Here is a 20,461-nt window from a genome sequence, read left to right as displayed (position 1 = left end):
AATATAATCTGGAGTTCTTGACAAATAAGAAATTCAACAACTTTTACCTAAGTTTAACGTTGCTTGACCCTTTTCATCAACATAATAAGGTGAAATGTTTCATGACCACATCTCTTTTCTTTTTGCGATGAAACGTTAGTTCTTGTAATTGAATTACATAAGAGTGTGATGTTTTTTAATTCGATTTGATTAGAGAGAGGAAGTGCATAATTACCTATCGTTCGACTTAATATGATAATCTACATTATTTTCATCATAATTTGGTGATGTACTAGAGTGTATTAATATGCGGTCTAATACTTTTTTAGTAAATGGCATAAAGTAATTAAGTATTAGCCCCCTAAACAAACGGTTAATAAAGTTCCAACGCCGATTGGTCTATTAAAAAGTAGTGCCATTATCAAGAATACGAGGTAAATGAATCGATGAAACAGAGATTCAAAAATTATTGTTTGAGTGACTGGCACTTTTTTTATTTAGTCTCGCAAAGGTATACTAGAGTATATATTGTAATATAAAAGAAAACAGAGAGAGGGGGAAGCTGCAATGAACTGGTTTGGAAAGATTCTTTTGAATGCGGTCTTCTTTTTAGTACTGTCGTGGTTGATTCCAAGCTTTATCGTTTCAAGTATTTGGACAGCTATTTTAGCAAGTGTTGTATTGGCGATTATTAACGTCATTGTGCGGCCTATTTTAATTATCTTAACGTTACCGGCAACCATTATTACACTCGGATTGTTTTTATTCGTTATTAATGCGCTAATGCTTTTATTGACGAATAAAATAATTGGTGATGGATTTATCATTGAAGGTTTTGGAACAGCGCTCGTCGTTGCATTTTTAATGACGTTGTTAAATATATTCGTAAACCCAGCTATTTCAAATTCTAAAAGTAAAAGAAGATAATTGAGCTGCGTAGAAATGTTTGGATTGAATCATAAAGAGCATACCAATCAAGTGGTATGCATTTCAACGAAAAACGGAAAAGCATATGCGCTTTTCCATTTTATTTTGCCTATTTACTTGTTACTCCTCTTTTGAATAAAATTTTCCTTTGCCGTAATGTTCATTACGAGTTTATTAGATAAAACGTTCGTTCTAATTTGTTTGAGTGACTGGCACTTTATTTAACTGGCACCCATTTCTAATCAAATCCACGCACTATTTGTAATTTGATATGAGGAGTGTTTATGATGGATGTATTAATTGAAAGTTGGGTAGTTGGATATGTATTCGGAAAAAATCGTGGTTTGTGTATAAACAGAAACCCATGAAGAGGAATTACATTAGAAGATCGAGACGTCTGCGAAGTTGATCAAAGAATGGTTTCTCTTATTGATTTGGCTCGAAGTAGGTGCGGACACGCATATAGTCATGGTAAGTACAAGTATCTACTCGAAATTTTATCGAAAGGAACTCTTATTACTAATATACGAGGGATGATTATCATGAAAAGAATTTTAATTATAGAAGACGAATTTGCAATTAGCGAGGTGTTACGAGTTTATTTACAAAAAGCTGGATTTCATATTGAACAGGTATTTAACGGTACGGAAGCGATGGAGACATTTTATTCAAGCCAGCCGGATCTTGTACTGTTAGATGTAATGCTTCCTGGGAAAGATGGATGGAAACTGCTCAAAGAGATACGCCAAATTAATACGTGTGCTGTTATTATGCTTACAGCTTTAGGAGATATTAATTATCGTTTAAATGGATTGAATGAAGGAGCAGATGATTATATAGCGAAACCGTTTAATGCGGAAGAAGTGGTGGCTCGTGTAAAAGCAGTAATGCGTCGTTCCAAAGCTGAGAATTCTCAAGTTAAACGATTCGGACAACTTGAGATTGATTTGAAATCCCATCATGTTAAGCTTTTAGGAAAGACAATTCGTTTAACACCGCGTGATTTAACCGTACTTTTATTTTTGGCTGACCATCCTAACCAAACGTTTACAAGGGATCAATTGATTGAAGAAGTTTGGGGGTGGGATTATGAGGGAAGTGATCGGGCGGTTGATCTTGCCATAAAGCGATTAAGAAATGCACTACAGGATTGGCCGAAAGAAGAAGGTGAAATTAAAACACTTCGTGGAATGGGGTATCAGTTGGGTGTTCATAAAAAATAAAAAGCGAATTCCGTTAAGTCGTTATTGGACAAGTCGTTATTTATTGACGTTATGTATCGGATTAATCGTAATTGCACTTTTATCTGCGTTATGGATTCGCAATACGACTTTAGAAAATCGCATCAATATTATGAAGTTGCTTACAGAGGATATGGCGAACAGAATTGTAAGCTCAAATGAAATAAGACCACCTCTTGGTAGGGGTGTTCCGGGAGGATTTCCAGATCGCCGTTGGATGGGCTTGGAAAGTGAACCATTTATATATATTGCGAATTCGGATGGACAAGTTGTTTCCAGTAATCGGCCGATGGGACCTTTAGGCAAACAAGTAGATGTGAATATTATAGAATCTAAAGAAACAGTGCAAAAACTGCAATTCGGTGAGAATTCAATTAATTTTTATCTAGTTAAAGCACCTATATCAGTGAATGAGAATATAATTGGTTGGGTTGTAATGATGGAGTCCGAAATCGGATTGGTAAAAGTAAACCAGGAATACACGTTGCTGACCATCATGATTATTAGTCTTGCATTGCTAGGGTGGGGAGCTATCTATTTTTTAACGAAGCGGTTATCAAGACCGATTAAAGAAGTCGCCAAAGCAGCAAAACAAGTTCAAGAGGGTGATTATCGTATTCATCTTCCACTAAACAGTAAGGAAGAAGAGGTGTATGAACTCGTCGCATCTTTTAAGGAAATGGTGAATCGATTAGAACAGCTCGAATCCTTGAGGGCAGAATTGCTAGCTGGTGTAACGCATGAACTGAAAACACCGGTTACGTCTATAAGTGGCTTGCTTCAAGCGATAAATGATGGCGTTGTTTCTGGAGAAGAAGCAAAAAAGTTTTTAAAAATTTCTCTTAAAGAAACAACAAAAATGAATACAATGGTTGAGGATTTACTCGCTTTTAATTCATTTGCTGCTAATGCTGTTCACTTAACGATGATAAAGGCGAACATGAATGATTTGGTAGAAAACATCGTCTATCAGTGGAATGCATCCCAAGAAGAAGAAGGAATCAAGACAACCATTTCCCTTTTAAAAACGGATTTGCAAATAGAAGTGGATACAATTCGATTAGAACAAATTATGATGAATCTGCTGAATAATGCAAAGCAGGCAATCCAAGAAGGAGAAATCCAGGTAAGCGTAAGCTTTGATAAGGATGTTGTTTATATTGATGTTGCGGATGATGGACCAGGAATCCCATTGAATGAACAAGCATTTATCTTTGAGCGGTTTTTTCGTGGAGAAGGAAAGAAATACCTCCATAGGGGGTTAGGTCTTGGATTATCTTTAAGTAAAATGATTGCTCAAGCGATGAAAGGGGATTTGTATCTGAAGCAAAGCAGTTCCACAGGAACCATATTTCGTATTTGTTTACCAAGAGAATAGGTAATAAATTATTGAACACAGCCGCGAAGAGTCGTAGCTGTTTTTTTTGCAGGCAATAAATTTTTGTTCTGACATCGGCTTGACACAATACTGCAGTAAAGTATGTTTTATAAGAAAAGAGGAGGAATAAAAATGGAACAGTCCAAACAAAATCTAATAAAAATTTTACTCATTGTAAATTTAGTAATTAGTACGTGCGCAGCTATTGGAGTAGGATATATCGCTTATAAACAAAATACAAGTCCAAACTTTTCAGAAATGGAACCAAGAGGAGACGGACGAATGTTCCCGGGCAATGGACAGTTCCAACCTGGTCAATTCCAGCCGGGGCAGGATCAATCGGACCAAACTCAATGATGAAAAGGGGGATAGAAATTTGAAAAAATGGGTCATTAGTTTAGTAATTATTGTTGTAATAGGAGGAGCAAGTGCCTGGTTCTTTTTAGGTGGAAAAGATCAAGCTCAAGGTGTTGCCGCTGCGGCACAAACAACAACGGTCCAAAAAGGAAAATTAGAGGTGGCAGTTAGTGGATCGGGTTCGGTTACAACAAGTATAGATCAAGATGTAACAGCAGAAAATACAATTCTTGTTGTAAATAGCGTAAGTGTAGCATCTGGTGATACCGTATATAAGGGTGAATCACTTGTAACGTTTACAAATGGTGTTGTTGTTACGGCTCCATATGCTGGAGAAATCACGGCGGTTAGTGTGGAAAGTGGAAGCGGAGCTTCACGGGGAACAATGCTTCTTCGTATTAAAGATGAAGATGGAATCAATTCACCTATAACAAGAGGAGATAATAATGTTTCGGATAGCTTAAGTGGTGGAAGTAGCTTGACAGCAGATACTGTCAGTGTAAAGGAAGGAGATGTTGTAAAAGCAGGTGAAACACTTGTAACCTTTACAGACGGAAGTATGTTACAAGCTCCAGTTGTTGGGACAATCACAAGCCTTTCTATTGTAAGTGGTCAATCTATGCAAATTTCAGAGATCGTTGCACATATAACAAATTACAGCTCATTGCAAACAACCATTAGTGTGGATGAATTAGATATTACGAAAGTGCAAGAAGGACAGGCGGTAGAAATAACAGCGAGTGCATTTGAAGAGGAAACATTCGAAGGGAAAGTAACGAAAGTTGCAAGAGAGGGAACGTCATCAAATGGAGTTTCCACATTTGACGTTACTGTACAAATCACAGACCCAAAAAACCTGAAAATTGGTATGTCAACAGAAGCAAGTATCACAATAGAGAGTAAAGAAGACGTATTATACGTGCCAGTAGAAGCCGTGTATAAAAGCAGAGATGAAAAATATGTACTAGTTCCTGCAACTTCCGATGATTCCACACCATCTACAAAAAAAGTAACTGTAGAAACGGGTATTTCAAATGATACGTATGTAGAAATTACAAGTGGGTTAGCAGTAGGAGATTCTATTCAAATACCGAGAGTACAATCTACTGGTAATTCTTCTCGAGGAGAAATGATGATGCCAGGTGGCGGTTTCCAAGGCGGCAGCGGTGGTGGTTTCCCAAGTGGTGACTTTGGAGGAAGAAATGGAGGAGGAGCCCCATTTGGCGGCGGTGCTCCATCAGGTGGACGAGGAGGGAACTAATGACTATCCATGAGCCAATTATTCAAATTAATAGCATGAAAAAAGTGTATGAACTTGGCGGAGAAACGATATTGGCTCTTCAAAGTATTTCCCTCGATATCCAAAAGGGCGATTTTATTTCTATCATAGGTCCATCGGGTTCCGGAAAATCAACATTTATGAATATGATTGGCTGTTTAGATCGACCAGATTCAGGTGAATATTTGTTAGACGGTGAAGAAGTAGGAAAGATGAAGAGTTCACAGCTTGCGACCATTCGAAACGAAAAAATAGGTTTTATTTTTCAAAACTTCAATCTGATAACGAAACTCACGGCGGTTGAAAATGTTGAGCTTCCTCTCATTTATCGTGGAATGAAAGCAGCGGAACGAAGAGAAATTGCTTTAGGGGCGTTAAAAAAAGTAGGATTAGTAGATAGAGCGACTCATTTACCAACCCAATTATCAGGCGGTCAACAGCAACGTGTTGCCATTGCACGTGCGTTGGCTGGGCATCCTCCTATTTTACTAGCAGATGAGCCAACGGGTGCACTAGATAGTAAAACAAGTAAAGAAATTTTGGGGATGATGAACTCATTAAATGAGCAGGGGCATACTATTATACTCATTACACATGACTTAGATGTAGCAAAAAAAGCAAACCGTATTGTTCGTATTCACGATGGACAACTCTATGAGAATGGAGGTGAATGGTTTGCAGACACTCAAAATGGCATTAAAAAGCATCAAAGCAAATAAAATCAGAGCATTTCTAACGATGCTGGGGATTATTATCGGCGTATCCTCTGTTATCGTTATGGTTGCCATAGGACAAGGGTCAACTAAAGAAGTACAAGATCAAATTGGCAGTCTGGGAACAAATGTATTAACTGTAACGGTTACGGGTTCAGATGTAACATTTAAAGAAGAGGACGTTGAACAGATTAGGGGTATCAATGGTATTGATGAGATTGCTCCAACAGTGTCAGGAAGAGTAACCGTGAAAAATGGAAGAAACACTGTGCAAGTGTCAATGGCGGGAACAACTTCTTCCTACTTAGATGTCCGTGATTTACAGCTACAATCAGGACGCTTTGTTGCAGACTTGGACCATGATAATCATTCAAAAATTGCAGTCCTTGGTTCAGACACAGCACAAACATTATTTGGCATGGGTGATCCGGTGGGGGAATATGTAAAGGTGAACGGAACAGCCTATAAAGTTGTTGGGGTTCTTGAATCAGTTGGAAGTTCATTAGGAACAAGCGGGGATAATATGGTTATTGTACCCCTTAGCACAGGGCAACGTTTAGCTTCTACCACTACTATTGGGACAACATATGTCAAGGTAGAAAATGAAGATATGATTAATTCCATATCAAGTCGTATTGAAGGAACGATGAATTCAATTGTAGGTAATGCGGATAGTTATAGTGTATCAAGTCAAAAAGATTTAATGGAAACTGCATCATCTGTCAATAAAACGATGACCTTCATGTTAGGAGGAAGTGCAGCGATTTCTCTTATCGTTGGTGGGATTGGGATCATGAACATTATGCTTGTCTCGGTTTCAGAACGGACTAAGGAAATTGGTATTAGAAAAGCAATTGGAGCAAAGCGTGGAAACATTCTTCTTCAATTCCTCCTAGAATCAGTGATATTAAGTTCATTTGGAGGGATAATAGGAGTTGGAATTGGGCTAATCAGTGCCCAAATAGTTAATTTAGCAACAGGAACAGCAATTACCTATTCCGTACCTGTCATGCTATTATCATTTGTATTTTCTTTAGTAGTTGGTGTTTTATTCGGTGTATTTCCAGCGAGCAAAGCGTCTAAGCTTGATCCGATTCAAGCTCTTCGATATGAATAGAAAAAACAAACCGCCTTTTCTTCGAGGGTCTATCGTAGAAAAGGTGGTTTGTTTACTTTCTTAATTATTCCACCTTTTAAATTCACCTCGGTTCCATAGGTCTGTAAATATACCTGTCCATTCTTGTGCAAGTTCTTCATTAGATAGTGTCATGAGCTGTTCTAAATTTTCATCGGCAGATGCTTCCGTGAAATTATAAGAACCCGTTACAATTAGACGTTCATCGATGATCGCCATTTTTAAGTGCATTTTTCGGGACGTGTTTATTTTAACGACAATATTATTTCGCGTAAATTCGTCCAGTATTGCGGCTTGGTCATTTTTTTTCGCTTTACTAGCATCGGTCATAATCCTAACACTGACTCCGCGAATACGGGCATTAAGTACGGCTTGGGCAATTTCTCTGTCTTCAAAATTATAGATTGCAATGTCCAAAGTGTTATTTGCTTCATTTATTGCTTGAAGTAGAACTGTTTTTGGATCATTTACAACATCACTAAAAGCAAAACTAATTCCGTCGCTATCAAAAGAAAGCGACGATGCATCTTCTTTCGTTACTAATTTGTTAAGAAGAAGAATATTGACAAGCAGTGAAGCAATAAATCCTAAAAGCATTAATGTTTTGATATTCGGCAATGCCATCCCTCCATACATCGTGTCAATGAAATGATAACTGTCCAATAAGTCAGGAAGATGTCTGTTTAGCTTAGAGCATGAAAAAATAAAGCAATGTTCCTTTGTAAAGTATTCTTGGATGGAAGGTGAAGATTTTGTAAATGAATTTTCATTTTGACATCTGCTTGACACAATGAGGGAGTAAATTAAGGGTTGTAAGAAAGGAGGAGCTTGTTTGCAAAAAAAATTAAAATTTCGTCATGAACTAAAATATTATGTCAATTACCATCAGTACTACCTAATTCGTCAGCGATTAAGAATCTTGATGAAACAAGATCAGAATGCCAATGACAGCGGTGAATACCATATACGTAGCGTTTATTTTGATGACATTGAGAACAAAGCATTACAGGAAAAACAAGGCGGGGTTGAAAATCGACATAAATATAGAATACGTTTGTATAACAAAAGTGACACGATTATTCATCTTGAAAAGAAAATTAAACGCAATACAATGATTGCAAAAGAAAAGGTCGCTATTTCAAGGGAGGTAATGGACAGGTTATTAGTCAATGACTATTCAGTGCTAGCAAATGAGGAATCCCCCCTTTTGCAGGAAGTCTATTATGAAATGAAAAATAGACTGCTAAGACCGAAAGTGATTGTGGATTATGTAAGGGAAGCTTATGTGGCTAAAACGGGAAATGTTCGAATAACATTTGACAAAGACCTGCGAACAGGGCTAAACAAGATTGACCCCTTTGATCCAGATTTATTTCCTGTTAAAGCGCTAGACGAACCGGTTTACATCCTAGAGGTAAAGTACGATGAGTATATCCCGAACTATATTCGGGATGGTTTACAGCTAAATGGTTTACAGCGACAAGCAGCTTCAAAGTATACCATTTGCAGAAAATTTACTAAAGCAAATTCTTGGGAGGATCAATAAAATGCAGCAGAACAACAATGATTCCGTCAACTTTATGGATATTCTTAATAAAGATGTCCTTTCAAACTTGAATACAGATATTTCCCTCATTCAAATGGGGATTACGATGGCGATATCTTTCTTATTGGGGCTTTTCATTTATACGCTTTATAAGCGTGTTTTTAGCGGAGTTCTCTATTCAAAGAATTTTAACATCACACTCGTTGCGTTATCCATGATAACGTCTCTTATCATTATGGCAATTGGATCAAACTTAATTTTATCGCTTGGTATGGTTGGGGCGCTGTCAATCGTTCGTTTTAGAACGCCGATTAAGGATCCAGTAGATTTGATCTTTTTATTCTGGGCGCTTGCTACAGGGATTATTACAGGAGCTGGTTTCTACTCGCTCGCAATTCTTGGTTCTATTGTGATTGGAATTGTGCTATTTATTTTTATGAAAAAGTCAAGCTTCGAAACACCTTATTTATTTGTAGTCAATTTTAAAGGTTACGATACAGAAGAAGCGATCTATCAAAAATTAAAATCAGAAGTGAATCGCTTTGATGTAAAACAAAAATCCGTCACTGCTGAACAAACAGAAGTTACATTTGAAGTACGTTTAAAAGGGAATGAACCAAGTTTCGTAAGTAGCATATCTAACATTAATGGCGTTGAGCATGCAGTACTAATTAGTTATAACGGTGATTACGTTCAATAATAAATTTGAGTGCGCTTCTCTTATAAAAATAAGATTTATTTTACTAGGAGTTAGTGCACTCTTTAAAAAGAAGGTGATTGAATGGCGATATTAAAAGAAAGAAAACGGGGTATCTTTACAAGTTTAGTAATCGTGTCTATGTTAGTTTTCTTAGGAACTAACCGTACGTTTGCGGAAGAAACACAAACAGAAGATCCTATTTTTAAAAAAGGTGAAATTAGCACCATAAACATTGAAATCGATGAAGCAGACTTTCAAAATATGTTGGATAATCCAATGGATGAAGAATATAAAGAAGGAACGGTGACTTATAACGGCATAACAATTGGTTATACCGGTGTACGTGTTAAAGGCAATTCATCATTAATGACTGTAGCTGGGTCTGATTCGGATCGCTATAGCTTCAAATTGGAGTTTAACAAATTTATCGAACAGAACTTAGCGGGCTATACAAAAATCAATCTCAACAATAATTTTGCAGATCCTTCGTATATGCGAGAATATCTGACTTATGATGTGTTGGATAAGATGGGTCTTGAAGCGCCTAATTATAGCTATGTAAATGTCTCGATTAATGGAGAACATTATGGACTTTATCTAGCTGTAGAAAATCTTGAAGAACCTTATCTCGAAAGAAACTTTGGAAATTCAACAGGAAATTTGTATAAGGCGGATACAGGGGCCTCGTTAACCTGGAAAGATGGAATGAGCATTGATGAGACAGGATTAATAATGAAGTCAGGGCGTAAAAACAATACAAAACTACTGGAGTTTATCGAGGCTCTAAGTGATGGAAAAGACGTTGAATCCTATTTTGATGTAGATAAATATTTACGTTATTTAGCGGTTGGTACCGTGATGGTTGATATGGATAGCTATCAGGGGATGATGAGCCATAACTATTATTTATATGAACAAAATGGGAAATTCACGTTTCTTGCATGGGATCATAATATGTCTATTGGTGGCATGATGGGGCAAGACAGAGATACACAAAAAGAAATGCTCATCGATGAGCCTACTATTGGCGCGGTGAAGGATCATCCTCTCGTTAATTATGTACTATCCGATAGCGAATATAAAGAACAATACCATCGCTATGTTCAACAAACCGTCGATCTGCTTGTAGATATAGAGTCCCGAGTGGATGAATTGAAGTCACTTATAGGAGATGATGTGAAAAAAGATCCGACAGCCTTTTATTCATACGATGAATTTTTGGCGAATACCGGAGATGAGTCTGTAGACGGATATCCTGGGATTGTTGGATTTATGAAAGACCGTCTTGAACATGTTCAAAAACAATTAGATGGTGAAATTCCAAGCTATGTAAATGGTGAAGGGATAAGCGGTGGGAGTATCCCAGTAAATATGGCAGGTATGGGTAATGGAGAGATGCCAGAAGGAATGCCGCCTATGGGTAAAGGTGGGATGCCAGAAGGAATGCCGGCCATGGGTAATGGAGAGATGCCAGAAGGAATGCCAGCCATGGGAAGAGGCGGTATGCTGGAAGGTATGCAAGGTATGGGTAGAGGTGGAATGCCTTGGGGAGGAGGAAACCGAGGTGCAAACCAGCAAGATCAACTGAAGGAATTAATTACGGTTGCCGTCCTACTTGTTTTGCTAGTTGGTTCTTTATTATTTGTTAATTGTTTTAAGAGGTATCGGGGGTATAAAAGAGTAAGAAAGTAGTTAGAAGAGGTCTAAGAAGGTAGTCAAATTATAAAGTCCGCCAGATAAATACCTTAACTAACTTCTGTTGTTTGGTCACTACCATTATACCGAGTCAGGGAAGGTGACTGTTTTTTATTTGTTTGAAACCCTTGAGCCCCAAGGATTTTGAACTATGAAATTAACTCAATCACTAATTTTATTCAGTAACCAATCTGGTCGTATTGAAACTCTTACTTTTTATAAGAGAATCATACGGCCCTTATTTATAACAAAAAGTCAAAGCCATAAATTTACTGTTTGAATCATTGTGTGAAACTAATCCCTTATTATTATTCAATTTTTATTAAATTCCATCTTTCAGCTGAAGAATTCGTTATCTTTATTTTCCATACCTTTTCATTTGTTTGTTGCAAATACAACAAACATAAGTTAGATTTAAAATATAACCTTTTTGATGCATTTGCAACAAAGTTATATACAAAGGAGTTAACTATGAAAGAAATTCTTCGTGAAATTGGAATGATAGCAAGGGCTTTAGATTCTATAAGTAATATAGAATTTAAAGAATGCAACCTTACAAAAGGGCAATATCTGTACATTGTGCGAATATGTGAAAATCCGGGAATCATTCAAGAAAAGTTAGCTGAGATGATAAAAGTAGATCGAACAACAGCAGCTCGTGCTATAAAAAATCTTGAAATGAATGGGTTTATTGAAAAGAAAGGTGATGAACATAACAAAAAAATAAAAAAACTCTTTCCAACAGACAAGGGGAGACGTGTATACCCTTTTATAAAAAGAGAAAATGATCATTCGAATAGTGTTGCATTAGCGGGCTTTTCCGAAAAAGAAGTAGAGAGCATTTCTCATCTACTACAAAGAGTTAGAAAAAATATAGAACTTGACTGGGAATTTGTAAAAAAGGGAAACCGGAGAGATTATTGATTTTATCTTCTTTCAGCAGAAAACTCCGACTTCTATAGGGGAGAAACATAGTTCCATTTCTCCTAGGTGGCGAGATGAATGGGATTTTTTTTTCTGTTCAGTGGGTGTCAAAACAACCGCTGAAGGAAGATAAAGCCTCCGGCGGATGTCACAGATTTTGAAAGGAGTCAATAAGGTAACCTAAGTTCGCCGCGTCCTGCGGAAACGGTTGCATGACCAGCCTCGTGCTGGCCTCAAACTCGATTTAAAATCTAGACGCAATTCCGCCGAGGCATAATTGATATAAAGGGGGCAATTAAAATGATAATAAAAATAAAAAAGTGTAACCGTGAAGATTTAGAGATACTTCAAGAAATAAGTATCGAAACATTCAACGATACATTTAAAGATCACAATTCACCTGAAAACATGAAAGTTTATTTAGAAAGAGCATTTAACACGAAACAACTGGAAAAAGAATTGTCCACTATTTCCTCAGAATTCTTTATTGTTTATTTTAATGAGGCAGTAGCTGGATATTTAAAGGTCAATACGAATGAGGCTCAGTCTGAAGAAATGGGTGATGAATCACTTGAAATAGAGCGGATTTACATAAAAAATAAATTCCAAAAACATGGTCTTGGTAAATATCTGCTTAATAAAGCTATAGAAATTGCGATGGAACGTAATAAAAAGAGGATTTGGCTAGGTGTATGGGAAAGAAATGAAAATGCTTTTGCCTTTTATAAGAAAATGGGGTTTGTTCATACTGACTCACACTCTTTTTATATGGGTGATGAAGAACAAATTGATCTTATAATGACCAAAACGCGACTATAAATTTTTCGGAAAGGTGGATTACTATGTATATTCCAACATATTTTAAGGTCACCGATATGAACGAAATTCGCGACTTTATTCAAAAAAACTCTTTCGGTACGCTTGTGACAACAAAACAAGGAACACCAATTGCTAGCCATTTACCCTTGCAGTTAAATAAGCAAGGCGATAATTACTATATTACTGGACATATGGCTTATGGGAATCCTCAGTGGAAAACGTTCGAGGTTGAGAATGAACATGTCCTTGTTATATTTCAAGGTCCGCATGCTTACGTCTCATCAACTTGGTATAAAGATGAAAATGTGCCAACATGGAATTATCAATCTGTCCATGTATATGGAACAGCTAGTATTATGAGTGAACAGGAGCTAGAAGAAGAGCTTAGCTTACTATTACAAAAATACGAACATCATCGGGAGAATGCAGCATTATGGGAAAACCTTTCTCCACAAACCAAAAAACAAATAAAAGGTATAGTTGGATTTAAGATTAAAGTACAAGAAATTCAAGCCGCCAATAAACTAAGTCAAAATCGTAATGAAGAAGACTATCAGAACATCATTACTAAACTCTATGAAGAAAAGGATTTAAATTCTCAACAAATGGCACAATTGATGAAGAGAGAGTTAAAAACGGATAAATAAGTATTATATTTATTTTTTATGGGAAGTTACAGGGGTAAGAAATTCTAATATTAAAAAGCCCGAATTCTCAGCATTACATTGAGAAATTGGGCTTTTCGTTATGCAATTAAAGCGGCTGGTTATGGAACGCATGTAAGTAAACTTATTTTGGAAGATTAAGTTGCCACGAGACACCGAACTGATCATTTATCCAGCCAAACTTCTTGCTAAAACCGTAATCACCTAACGGCATAAGTGCTTGTCCATCTGTAATAAGCTTCTCATATAGATTATCTATTTCCTTTTCGGAATCACAAGTGATATAGATTGAAAACGAGGGTGTAAAGGAAAACGCATGCTTTATATTACTGTCAATGCACATGAATTCTTGTCCCTTTAAGGAAAAAGTCGCATGCATGACTGTTCCTTCATCCCCAGTTTCATTTGCTCCGTAGCGAGAGATACTCGTTATTTCTGAATCCTCGATGAGTGATGTGTAATAAATCATCGCTTCTTCCGCATTGCCATCTTGAAACATTAAGAATGGAGTAATCTTTTCCATTAAAATCAACCCTTTTCTATGTTTTGTTCAGTAATTTAATACTGCGGTTGCTCTGCTGGGACGTTCACTTGGAAAGTAACGCCGAACTTGTCCTTTACTTGCCCGTACAAGGGGCTCCAATCCGTCTTCTGAAGGGGCATGATGACTTGTCCGCCGTCTTCCAAAGCGGTGAAGATTTCTCTAGCTCTAGCCTCTTCTTTGGGATGGATGGCCATCTGAATCGTATTACCTGGCTGATAAGGCATGCCTTCGTACGTATCGCTGAACATGAGGTCTGCCTCTCCGACTTGCAAGTGTCCATGCATAACGCGTTCCTTCATGTCATCCGACAACGGATAATTCGGGTCCGCTGGCATATCTCCGAACGTCATGATACCTATCACTTTCCCGCCAAGCGCTTTCTCGTAAAAATGAATTGCATCTCTCGTGTTTCCGTCAAAAATCAAATACGGGTTTAAACTAATTGACATCATTCAACAGCTCCCTAGTTCTAATTTTTATATAGTTCTAAGTAATCTCCAAGTGGCAGTAACCACCCAACTATTATTCCCATAACCATACTTTATAACACGGAACATGTGTTTGTCAACGGAGGCATAGTTGATTTCTAATAATTTTCTACGTTACACTTACATTCTTTTTGATATAACACACGATTAGAGAGTGTTATAGTGCACCTACTTTATCCCAGGAATTATATAAGGAATTGCTAATTTGATAAATTCCTCTGGTGATATCTTCTTACTATCTCTTCTCCATTCCACAGAAGCCCCGTAAATTCCCCAGCTTAAAATGACGGCAGTAATTTTTAGAGCTCTATCTTCCTCAGTTTTATGTTGTTTTAACAACATTTTATAAAAAATGATTTCGAGCTGGTCCCTAATGATACGGGCAATGGTATCTTCGTAACCTCTATGACAGCGATTGGATAATGACTTTTGAAAATTTGTGATTGCTAAGAATATGCTAACCAACGCTTCTTCATTCAGTTCGTCATTTTGGTAGTCATCACAATTCAAATTAACTAACAATACTTCTGACAATACCTTTTCCAATAAGTCATATATATCTTCAAAATGGTAATAAAATGTGGCACGATTAATCATAGCTTCAGCTGTAATATCCTTAACGGTAATATCCTTAAAATCTTTTTTACTTGAAAGTTCCATAAAAGAATCCATGATTAATTTGCGAGTACGTTGAACTCGAGGATCAGTCTTTGGTTGAGTCATGTTAATCCCCCTTCTATTTTTTTAAACAATTTGCTCAATGTGTTGTATAAACGACATTTCCAATGAACTATTGGTGTTGATACTATTAATTATTGTCTACAATTCAATTGTAAGCAAATACTTGATTTTCAAAAGAAATGAGGGAATATAAATTGACGAACAATAATATGATGTGTGATTTAGAAACAGGCGTCTGCGGAGTCGTTGGAGAAGAGGAAGTCGGGCTGATTGATTTTAATCAGCCGAAGAAGTCCATTACTATTTATTATGTGACTGACCCGATTTGTTCCCATTGCTGGGCAATTGAACCTGAGCTCCGTCGTTTTGTAGAGCAGTACGGTAATTATTTCAGCTTTCACACGGTTATGGGTGGTTTGCTGGAAAAATGGCATGATGGACCCATCGATTCTGCTAACGGAATTTATAAACCATCAGATGTTGCAGGTCATTGGAGAGAAGTTGGAGAACAGTCAAGAATGCCAATTGATGGTACGTTAATGATTGATAACCCAGTTCAATCCTCCTATCCACCCTCACGTGTTTTTAAAATAATTCAAAAAAGTCATAATGACGTTATTGCATTTGACTATTTGCGCCGTGCCAGAGAAGCACTTTTCGCATTTAATCAAAATATTTCAGAACAATCCGTTCTAATTGAAATCGTAAATAAAATGGGTCTTAATGGGGAAGCTATTGTAAATGAAGCTGAACAACCAATCGGACAACAATTATTGAATGAAGATTTTGCTCTGGTTGGAAATTTAGGGGCCAGAGGTTTTCCTACGATTATCATGATGAATGAAGAAAATAAAGGTGTAAAAATTGTTGGTGGGCGCCCGTTTGAATACTATGTTGATGGATTAAAACAAGTGCTTCAAACGGAAAACCTTCAACCAAAACAACAACCATCCCTTTCTAGCTTGCTTGAAAAAGAAAAACTGCTATTTTCTAAAGAAATTGAAGTCATGTACGATATTAGGCAACCAGATGTTCACTCTTTTATTGAAAAAGAGCTTACACCAAATAGCTATCAAGCGAAGGAAATTCTAGGAGAATTCTATTTTACAACTACTAAATAATCGGAGGAGAATGACTATGACTTACGTATTACAAGTGGATTTCAAAATGAATGGACCATTCGGAGATAAAATGACAGAGGCGTTTACTGATTTAGCAAAAACCATCAATGAAGAAGATGGGTTCATATGGAAAATTTGGACAGAGAGCTCCGAGACAAAAGAAGCCGGTGGAATTTACAGTTTCGAAACAAAAGAAACAGCTGAAAAATATCTAGATATGCACACTAAAAGATTAGCTGGCTTTGGAGTTATAGACATCAACGCGAAAGTCTTTGCCATCAATTCTAAACTTACTGAGATTACTAAAGGACCAATAAAATAAATAAAAAACTGTGAAAATGAATAATAAAGTTTACTTAATATCATCTCTACTTAAATAAAGAGGAGTATCTTATGTTGGTACTCCTTTTTATCCTGTAATTATACGATGAAAGATTAGTTCTCATTACTCGATTGTCGCATAGATAAAGGGGGCCAAATTCTTAGGTTGGATGGCCATTGTTATTAATTTACGTGAGAGTTCAAACAGACATGAAATTCACGTTTTTTATGAGACTAGCTTTAAACCAACTGCTGCCGCCAATACCATGGCTATAAAAATGATTCTTTTCCAGTCTTTTGATTCACCATAAAAAATCATTCCTAATATTGCTCCACCAGATGCACCAATCCCTGTCCAAATTGCATATGCAGTACCCATCGGTAGTGTTTTCATGGCATATGCTAGAAAAATAAAACTTGTGCCAAATCCAAGAATTAGAAATAGCAACGATTGCCAATTGCGATCTTTATGCAATTTATTGATCATTAATACACCAAACATTTCAAACAACCCCGCAACAACCAAAGAAACCCAAGCCATTACTCTTCAACTCCTTCTTCAACTGCGTCTTTCGTCACTAATTTCAGACCAATTACCCCAGCTAATAAAACCAAAATCAACAGCATTTTTGCAAGTTGAAACGGTTCACCAAAAAATAAGATATCTGAAAATACGGTTCCAGCGGTGCCTAGACCTACAAAAACCGCATAGACGGTTCCGACGGGTAATTCTCTTCCAGCCATAATCATTAAGTAAAAACTAATGATAATTGCAATAACTGTCCCAGTCCAAGCCCAGAAATAATCCGCATGTTTTAATCCAATAACCCAAAAAATTTCAAAAAAAGCAGCGATAATTACTTTCACCCAGTTTGCATTCATGCAAACAACACCTCCAATTTTAGTCTTACCTCAAAAAGCAAAAAAGCCTAAGGCAAACTGTTGAACAGTTTCTCCCAGGCTTTTATCCTTCCGTGACATAGCAGAGCTATGAGTTTTCTCTCGGACCAGACTAACAGACTCGTTACGGAACCCTAGAAAACATTTTACTTATACAATTGCCTCCTATTATACACAAATTTCGACCTAATTCAAGGTTAACGTTTTAATTTTGTGGTGCCAGTGGCTGCCTTTAAATTCGATAGCATAGGGTGGTTGTTTTTTCTATTGGTATAAAGTAAAAGAAGAGTTTAGAACGTATGTATGGTATATTTAGCAGGGAAATAGAATAGGAAACTCAAGGGTGGTCGGCACACTCCTCTTTGAAAGGGGGTGATGCTAATGTCAGTATTTGAAGCGTTAATGTTTGCAGTCACTTTTGCAGCATTAGTTGTAGCAATATTGTCATTCAACCATAAAAAATAACCCATCCTTGAGTTGGTGGCTCAATACGGTTGGGTTATTCCGCCTTAGAAGCGCCGACCCCTTAGTAGGGGACCTGCTATTGCTACTGGTCGTTCGATGCTACAACATCGTGCGACCTTTTTTAGTATACGTAATCTATCCTTTTATTATACGTTTTTTTTGCCCCGCCTGACAACCATATTCTATTATATGGCTTATCATTTGAAATAAGTATCTTTCGCATCCAAGTAGGTGTATTCCGCTTTTATTCGTTGGTATCTATTTTTTCCTCCCTATTTATTTCATATACCTTTCGTGCCATTTCCTCCAATATAAAAACTACTGGAATTTGCGTGGTGACATTCATACTCCCAATCCACTCTTCTGTTACATAATAAGAAATATTTATATCAGATAGTTTTGCCATCGTAGATTGTCCATTGTTAGTAATACTAAAAATCTTACTACCCTGCTCCTTTAACTTTTGAACGTGCGACAAAGTAAAAGAACTTTCTCCTGAAACAGAGAGAGCAATCGTAATACTATTATTCAAGTCGGTATGAATGGGCACAAACCAGTCTTTTATATAGATAGAGAACTTGCCTACGCTTGAAAAATACCTGGAACCGTATTCAGCGAGCGTTCCTGAACTACCAAATCCGATAAAAATGATGGTCTCTGTTTTAGCAATAATACTCGCCATATCCTCTAATTTAGACATGAATTTCTCATTTTGAGTCCGTTCAAAAAACTCCGCTAATACATACTGGCTACTTTTAATGGTTACGTTAGGTTTTTCATCACTTAAAAGCTTAAGTTTTACTTTAAATTCTGAGAAACCCTCACAATTTAATTTTCGACAAAATCTCATGATCGTTGAAGTGGAAACATGAGTTTCATCTGACAGATCCCGTATTCGCATGTAAATAACTTTTTCTGTATTTTTCATTATGTATTTATAAAGTAGCATCTCTAGTTCATTGAATGTTGCGATTACTTCGGTCGTAAACAAAGGCTGTTCACTCCTCATCTGTCGTTCTCTTTCCTTTATCTTCTATTATACATCAAGCGAGAAACGCAGTGTTATTTTCATGAAACAAATGCCTTTCATTGAAAAATAAATCTCATGCTCCCGAAACTATATCTTATTGGCCTTTTTTCCCCTAGTATTTGTTTTGTAAATAAGTTTTATAGGAGGATGGACAATGACTAAAGGGATTAAGATTGTCACGATTGGTGGAGGTTCAAGTTATACGCCAGAATTAGTGGAAGGGTTTATTAATAGACACGATGAACTGCCTGTGAGGGAATTGTGGTTGGTTGATATAGAAGCGGGTAAGGAAAAATTAGAAATCGTGGGTAACCTTGCAAAAAGAATGATAGAAAAAGCAGGTCTCCCCATTCAAGTCTATTTAACTCTCGATAGAAAAGCTGCTCTACAGGATGCCGATTTTGTTACGACTCAATTTCGTGTAGGCTTGCTAGATGCTCGTGCAAAAGATGAAAGAATTCCTTTAAGCCATGGAGTACTTGGACAAGAAACAAATGGGCCAGGTGGGCTATTTAAGGGATTGCGTACGATTCCGGTCATTTTAGACATTGTAAATGACATTAAGGAATTATGTCCAGACGCTTGGCTGATAAATTTTACAAATCCTGCTGGCATGGTGACAGAAGCTGTTCTTAGGTATACAGATCATAAGAAAATCGTTGGGTTATGTAACGTGCCAATCGGTATTGAGATGGGGGTTGCAAAACTTTTAGATGTGGATCATTCGCGTATTCGTATAGACTTCGCTGGTTTAAATCATATGGTATATGGATTGGATGTCTATCTAGATGGAGTTAGTGTAAAAGACCAAGTCATTGAACTGTTAGCCAATCCGGAAAATAGTAGCTTTGTTAAAAACATAGAAGGACAAGGCTGGGAACCAGACTTTATTCGAGCATTAAATGCACTAACTTGTCCTTATCACCTTTACTATTATAAAAAAGATGAAATGTTACAAAAGGAGCTGGAAAACTTTAAAGAGGGGACGACGAGAGCGGAAGTAGTGAAGAAGCTTGAAGAAGAATTGTTCGAGCTTTACAAAAATCCTGATCTAGCGATTAAACCATCTCAGTTAGAGGAAAGAGGTGGATCGTACTACAGTGATGCAGCTGTTCGTTTAATTTCATCTATCTATAACGATAAGCGAGACATTCAGCCGGTTAATACCATTAATAATGGGGCCGTCGCTAGTATACCGTTTGACTCCGCTGTTGAGGTCAGTTGTGTCATTACGAAAGAAGGTCCAAAGCCAATCATTAGTGGAGATTTACCAGTTGCAGTCAGAGGTTTGGTACAACAAATAAAATCTTTCGAACGAGTAGCAGCTGAGGCGGCTGTGACGGGAAACTATGATACAGCGCTGCTTGCCATGACCATCAATCCTCTCGTTCCGTCAGATAAAGTAGGTAAAGCCATTTTGGATGAAATGCTAGAAGCACACAAAGAGCACTTGCCGCAATTTTTTCAACGTGTAGAAGTGTAATTTTTAAGCAGATTTCATGGTGCCACTCATTCAACCATATTTGTTTGGAATAATATGGTTAGTCGACTGT

At 37.1% G+C, this 20,461-nt stretch carries 23 protein-coding genes, 1 pseudogene and 1 riboswitch; of the genes and pseudogenes, 16 read left to right on the top strand and 8 right to left on the bottom strand.

The annotated features are described in order from the left end of the window. Positions 1–210 precede the first annotated feature (210 nt). Positions 211–461, bottom strand: a pseudogene (locus R2B72_RS16015) (YitT family protein); the annotation flags it as partial. Between the two features lie 85 nt (positions 462–546). Between R2B72_RS16015 and R2B72_RS16010 the strand changes: the two are divergent. From R2B72_RS16010 to R2B72_RS15980, 7 genes are all read left to right on the top strand, one after another. Further along, on the top strand, positions 547–906 hold the full coding sequence (locus R2B72_RS16010) for a phage holin family protein (protein ID WP_318617746.1): 360 nt from the start codon (positions 547–549) through the stop codon (positions 904–906). A gap of 542 nt (positions 907–1,448) precedes the next feature. Next, positions 1,449–2,129, top strand: a complete 681-nt coding sequence (locus R2B72_RS16005) for a response regulator transcription factor (protein ID WP_318617745.1) — start codon at positions 1,449–1,451, stop codon at positions 2,127–2,129. Continuing rightward, complete coding sequence (locus R2B72_RS16000; protein ID WP_318617744.1) at positions 2,113–3,525, top strand: HAMP domain-containing sensor histidine kinase; 1,413 nt, start codon at positions 2,113–2,115, stop codon at positions 3,523–3,525. The genes R2B72_RS16005 and R2B72_RS16000 overlap by 17 nt, the downstream gene beginning before the upstream one ends. Before the next feature lie 132 nt (positions 3,526–3,657). Next, complete coding sequence (locus tag R2B72_RS15995) at positions 3,658–3,882, top strand: hypothetical protein (protein WP_318617743.1); 225 nt, start codon at positions 3,658–3,660, stop codon at positions 3,880–3,882. Positions 3,883–3,901: 19 nt separating this feature from the next. Next, positions 3,902–5,143 carry an efflux RND transporter periplasmic adaptor subunit gene (locus R2B72_RS15990; protein ID WP_318617741.1) on the top strand — a complete coding sequence of 414 codons (1,242 nt, stop codon included), beginning with the start codon at positions 3,902–3,904 and terminating at the stop codon, positions 5,141–5,143. Next, positions 5,143–5,880 (top strand): ABC transporter ATP-binding protein, encoded by a 738-nt coding sequence (locus R2B72_RS15985; RefSeq protein ID WP_412177868.1) that lies wholly within the window; start codon positions 5,143–5,145, stop codon positions 5,878–5,880. Before R2B72_RS15990 ends, R2B72_RS15985 begins: the two co-directional genes overlap by 1 nt. Continuing rightward, the gene (locus R2B72_RS15980) at positions 5,828–6,991 is read left to right on the top strand and encodes an ABC transporter permease (RefSeq protein WP_318617767.1); all 1,164 of its coding nucleotides are present in this window, start codon (positions 5,828–5,830) and stop codon (positions 6,989–6,991) included. Before R2B72_RS15985 ends, R2B72_RS15980 begins: the two co-directional genes overlap by 53 nt. Positions 6,992–7,051: 60 nt before the next feature. Here the strand turns inward: R2B72_RS15980 and R2B72_RS15975 are convergent, their stop codons facing one another. Beyond that, positions 7,052–7,627, bottom strand: coding sequence for a phospholipase D-like domain-containing protein (locus R2B72_RS15975; RefSeq protein ID WP_318617739.1), 576 nt, complete (start codon positions 7,625–7,627; stop codon positions 7,052–7,054). Positions 7,628–7,841: 214 nt separating this feature from the next. Here R2B72_RS15975 and R2B72_RS15970 point away from each other — a divergent pair, with 214 nt between their 5' ends. The 6 genes from R2B72_RS15970 to R2B72_RS15945 all read left to right on the top strand — a co-directional run bounded on the left by R2B72_RS15970 (position 7,842) and on the right by R2B72_RS15945 (position 13,340). Then, on the top strand, positions 7,842–8,555 hold the full coding sequence (locus tag R2B72_RS15970) for a polyphosphate polymerase domain-containing protein (RefSeq protein WP_318617738.1): 714 nt from the start codon (positions 7,842–7,844) through the stop codon (positions 8,553–8,555). Between the two features lies 1 nt (position 8,556). After that, positions 8,557–9,255 (top strand): DUF4956 domain-containing protein, encoded by a 699-nt coding sequence (locus tag R2B72_RS15965; protein WP_318617737.1) that lies wholly within the window; start codon positions 8,557–8,559, stop codon positions 9,253–9,255. An 81-nt stretch (positions 9,256–9,336) separates the two neighbouring features. Next, on the top strand, positions 9,337–10,947 hold the full coding sequence (locus R2B72_RS15960; protein WP_318617734.1) for a CotH kinase family protein: 1,611 nt from the start codon (positions 9,337–9,339) through the stop codon (positions 10,945–10,947). Positions 10,948–11,421: 474 nt separating this feature from the next. Then, positions 11,422–11,874 (top strand): MarR family winged helix-turn-helix transcriptional regulator, encoded by a 453-nt coding sequence (locus R2B72_RS15955; protein WP_318617732.1) that lies wholly within the window; start codon positions 11,422–11,424, stop codon positions 11,872–11,874. A gap of 300 nt (positions 11,875–12,174) precedes the next feature. Further along, entirely contained in the window at positions 12,175–12,693 is a 519-nt protein-coding gene (locus tag R2B72_RS15950) for a GNAT family N-acetyltransferase (RefSeq protein WP_318617730.1), read from the top strand. Positions 12,694–12,716: 23 nt separating this feature from the next. After that, positions 12,717–13,340, top strand: coding sequence for an FMN-binding negative transcriptional regulator (locus R2B72_RS15945; RefSeq protein WP_318617728.1), 624 nt, complete (start codon positions 12,717–12,719; stop codon positions 13,338–13,340). Positions 13,341–13,482: 142 nt separating this feature from the next. Here R2B72_RS15945 and R2B72_RS15940 read toward each other — a convergent pair whose 3' ends face one another. From R2B72_RS15940 to R2B72_RS15930, 3 genes are all read right to left on the bottom strand, one after another. Beyond that, positions 13,483–13,881: a VOC family protein gene (locus R2B72_RS15940; RefSeq protein ID WP_318617727.1), complete on the bottom strand. Its 399-nt coding sequence runs from the start codon at positions 13,879–13,881 to the stop codon at positions 13,483–13,485. Positions 13,882–13,916: 35 nt separating this feature from the next. Beyond that, positions 13,917–14,351: a VOC family protein gene (locus tag R2B72_RS15935; RefSeq protein WP_318617765.1), complete on the bottom strand. Its 435-nt coding sequence runs from the start codon at positions 14,349–14,351 to the stop codon at positions 13,917–13,919. A gap of 207 nt (positions 14,352–14,558) precedes the next feature. Next, positions 14,559–15,113 carry a TetR/AcrR family transcriptional regulator gene (locus R2B72_RS15930; protein WP_318617726.1) on the bottom strand — a complete coding sequence of 185 codons (555 nt, stop codon included), beginning with the start codon at positions 15,111–15,113 and terminating at the stop codon, positions 14,559–14,561. Positions 15,114–15,265: 152 nt separating this feature from the next. Here R2B72_RS15930 and R2B72_RS15925 point away from each other — a divergent pair, with 152 nt between their 5' ends. Continuing rightward, complete coding sequence (locus R2B72_RS15925) at positions 15,266–16,192, top strand: DsbA family protein (RefSeq protein ID WP_318617724.1); 927 nt, start codon at positions 15,266–15,268, stop codon at positions 16,190–16,192. Between the two features lie 16 nt (positions 16,193–16,208). Further along, on the top strand, positions 16,209–16,514 hold the full coding sequence (locus R2B72_RS15920) for a monooxygenase (protein ID WP_318617723.1): 306 nt from the start codon (positions 16,209–16,211) through the stop codon (positions 16,512–16,514). Positions 16,515–16,739: 225 nt separating this feature from the next. On the opposite strand, the gene R2B72_RS15915 is transcribed toward R2B72_RS15920, so the two are convergent. The 3 genes from R2B72_RS15915 to R2B72_RS15905 all read right to left on the bottom strand — a co-directional run bounded on the left by R2B72_RS15915 (position 16,740) and on the right by R2B72_RS15905 (position 18,869). After that, entirely contained in the window at positions 16,740–17,054 is a 315-nt protein-coding gene (locus R2B72_RS15915; RefSeq protein WP_318617722.1) for a multidrug efflux SMR transporter, read from the bottom strand. Further along, a complete protein-coding gene (locus tag R2B72_RS15910) occupies positions 17,054–17,395 on the bottom strand; it encodes a multidrug efflux SMR transporter (protein ID WP_318617720.1) in 342 nt (113 codons plus the stop codon). The genes R2B72_RS15915 and R2B72_RS15910 overlap by 1 nt, the downstream gene beginning before the upstream one ends. 69 nt (positions 17,396–17,464) lie before the next feature. Continuing rightward, a riboswitch (guanidine-I (ykkC/yxkD leader) is annotated at positions 17,465–17,562 on the bottom strand. Between the two features lie 560 nt (positions 17,563–18,122). Continuing rightward, positions 18,123–18,869, bottom strand: coding sequence for a MurR/RpiR family transcriptional regulator (locus tag R2B72_RS15905; RefSeq protein WP_318617718.1), 747 nt, complete (start codon positions 18,867–18,869; stop codon positions 18,123–18,125). A gap of 193 nt (positions 18,870–19,062) precedes the next feature. Between R2B72_RS15905 and R2B72_RS15900 the strand changes: the two genes are divergently transcribed. Next, positions 19,063–20,391, top strand: coding sequence for a 6-phospho-beta-glucosidase (locus R2B72_RS15900; protein WP_318617716.1), 1,329 nt, complete (start codon positions 19,063–19,065; stop codon positions 20,389–20,391). Positions 20,392–20,461 lie beyond the last annotated feature (70 nt).

It is taken from the genome of Sporosarcina sp. YIM B06819, assembly GCF_033485175.1.
Lineage (GTDB): Bacteria > Bacillota > Bacilli > Bacillales_A > Planococcaceae > Sporosarcina.
Note: the sequence above shows the minus strand (reverse complement) of the source record. Positions and strands in the feature narration are given on the sequence as shown.

What these genes read in the sequence shown, in the direction of transcription:
- R2B72_RS16010 (WP_318617746.1), top strand. Translation starts at nt 547, where the DNA reads ATGAACTGGTTTGGAAAGATTCTTTTGAATGCGGTCTTCTTTTTAGTA.
- R2B72_RS16005 (WP_318617745.1), top strand. Translation starts at nt 1,449, where the DNA reads ATGAAAAGAATTTTAATTATAGAAGACGAATTTGCAATTAGCGAGGTG.
- R2B72_RS15995 (WP_318617743.1), top strand. Translation starts at nt 3,658, where the DNA reads ATGGAACAGTCCAAACAAAATCTAATAAAAATTTTACTCATTGTAAAT.
- R2B72_RS15985 (WP_412177868.1), top strand. Translation starts at nt 5,143, where the DNA reads ATGACTATCCATGAGCCAATTATTCAAATTAATAGCATGAAAAAAGTG.
- R2B72_RS15965 (WP_318617737.1), top strand. Translation starts at nt 8,557, where the DNA reads ATGCAGCAGAACAACAATGATTCCGTCAACTTTATGGATATTCTTAAT.
- R2B72_RS15960 (WP_318617734.1), top strand. Translation starts at nt 9,337, where the DNA reads ATGGCGATATTAAAAGAAAGAAAACGGGGTATCTTTACAAGTTTAGTA.
- R2B72_RS15955 (WP_318617732.1), top strand. Translation starts at nt 11,422, where the DNA reads ATGAAAGAAATTCTTCGTGAAATTGGAATGATAGCAAGGGCTTTAGAT.
- R2B72_RS15950 (WP_318617730.1), top strand. Translation starts at nt 12,175, where the DNA reads ATGATAATAAAAATAAAAAAGTGTAACCGTGAAGATTTAGAGATACTT.
- R2B72_RS15945 (WP_318617728.1), top strand. Translation starts at nt 12,717, where the DNA reads ATGTATATTCCAACATATTTTAAGGTCACCGATATGAACGAAATTCGC.
- R2B72_RS15940 (WP_318617727.1), bottom strand. Translation starts at nt 13,881, where the DNA reads ATGGAAAAGATTACTCCATTCTTAATGTTTCAAGATGGCAATGCGGAA.
- R2B72_RS15935 (WP_318617765.1), bottom strand. Translation starts at nt 14,351, where the DNA reads ATGTCAATTAGTTTAAACCCGTATTTGATTTTTGACGGAAACACGAGA.
- R2B72_RS15930 (WP_318617726.1), bottom strand. Translation starts at nt 15,113, where the DNA reads ATGACTCAACCAAAGACTGATCCTCGAGTTCAACGTACTCGCAAATTA.
- R2B72_RS15920 (WP_318617723.1), top strand. Translation starts at nt 16,209, where the DNA reads ATGACTTACGTATTACAAGTGGATTTCAAAATGAATGGACCATTCGGA.
- R2B72_RS15915 (WP_318617722.1), bottom strand. Translation starts at nt 17,054, where the DNA reads ATGGCTTGGGTTTCTTTGGTTGTTGCGGGGTTGTTTGAAATGTTTGGT.
- R2B72_RS15910 (WP_318617720.1), bottom strand. Translation starts at nt 17,395, where the DNA reads ATGAATGCAAACTGGGTGAAAGTAATTATCGCTGCTTTTTTTGAAATT.
- R2B72_RS15900 (WP_318617716.1), top strand. Translation starts at nt 19,063, where the DNA reads ATGACTAAAGGGATTAAGATTGTCACGATTGGTGGAGGTTCAAGTTAT.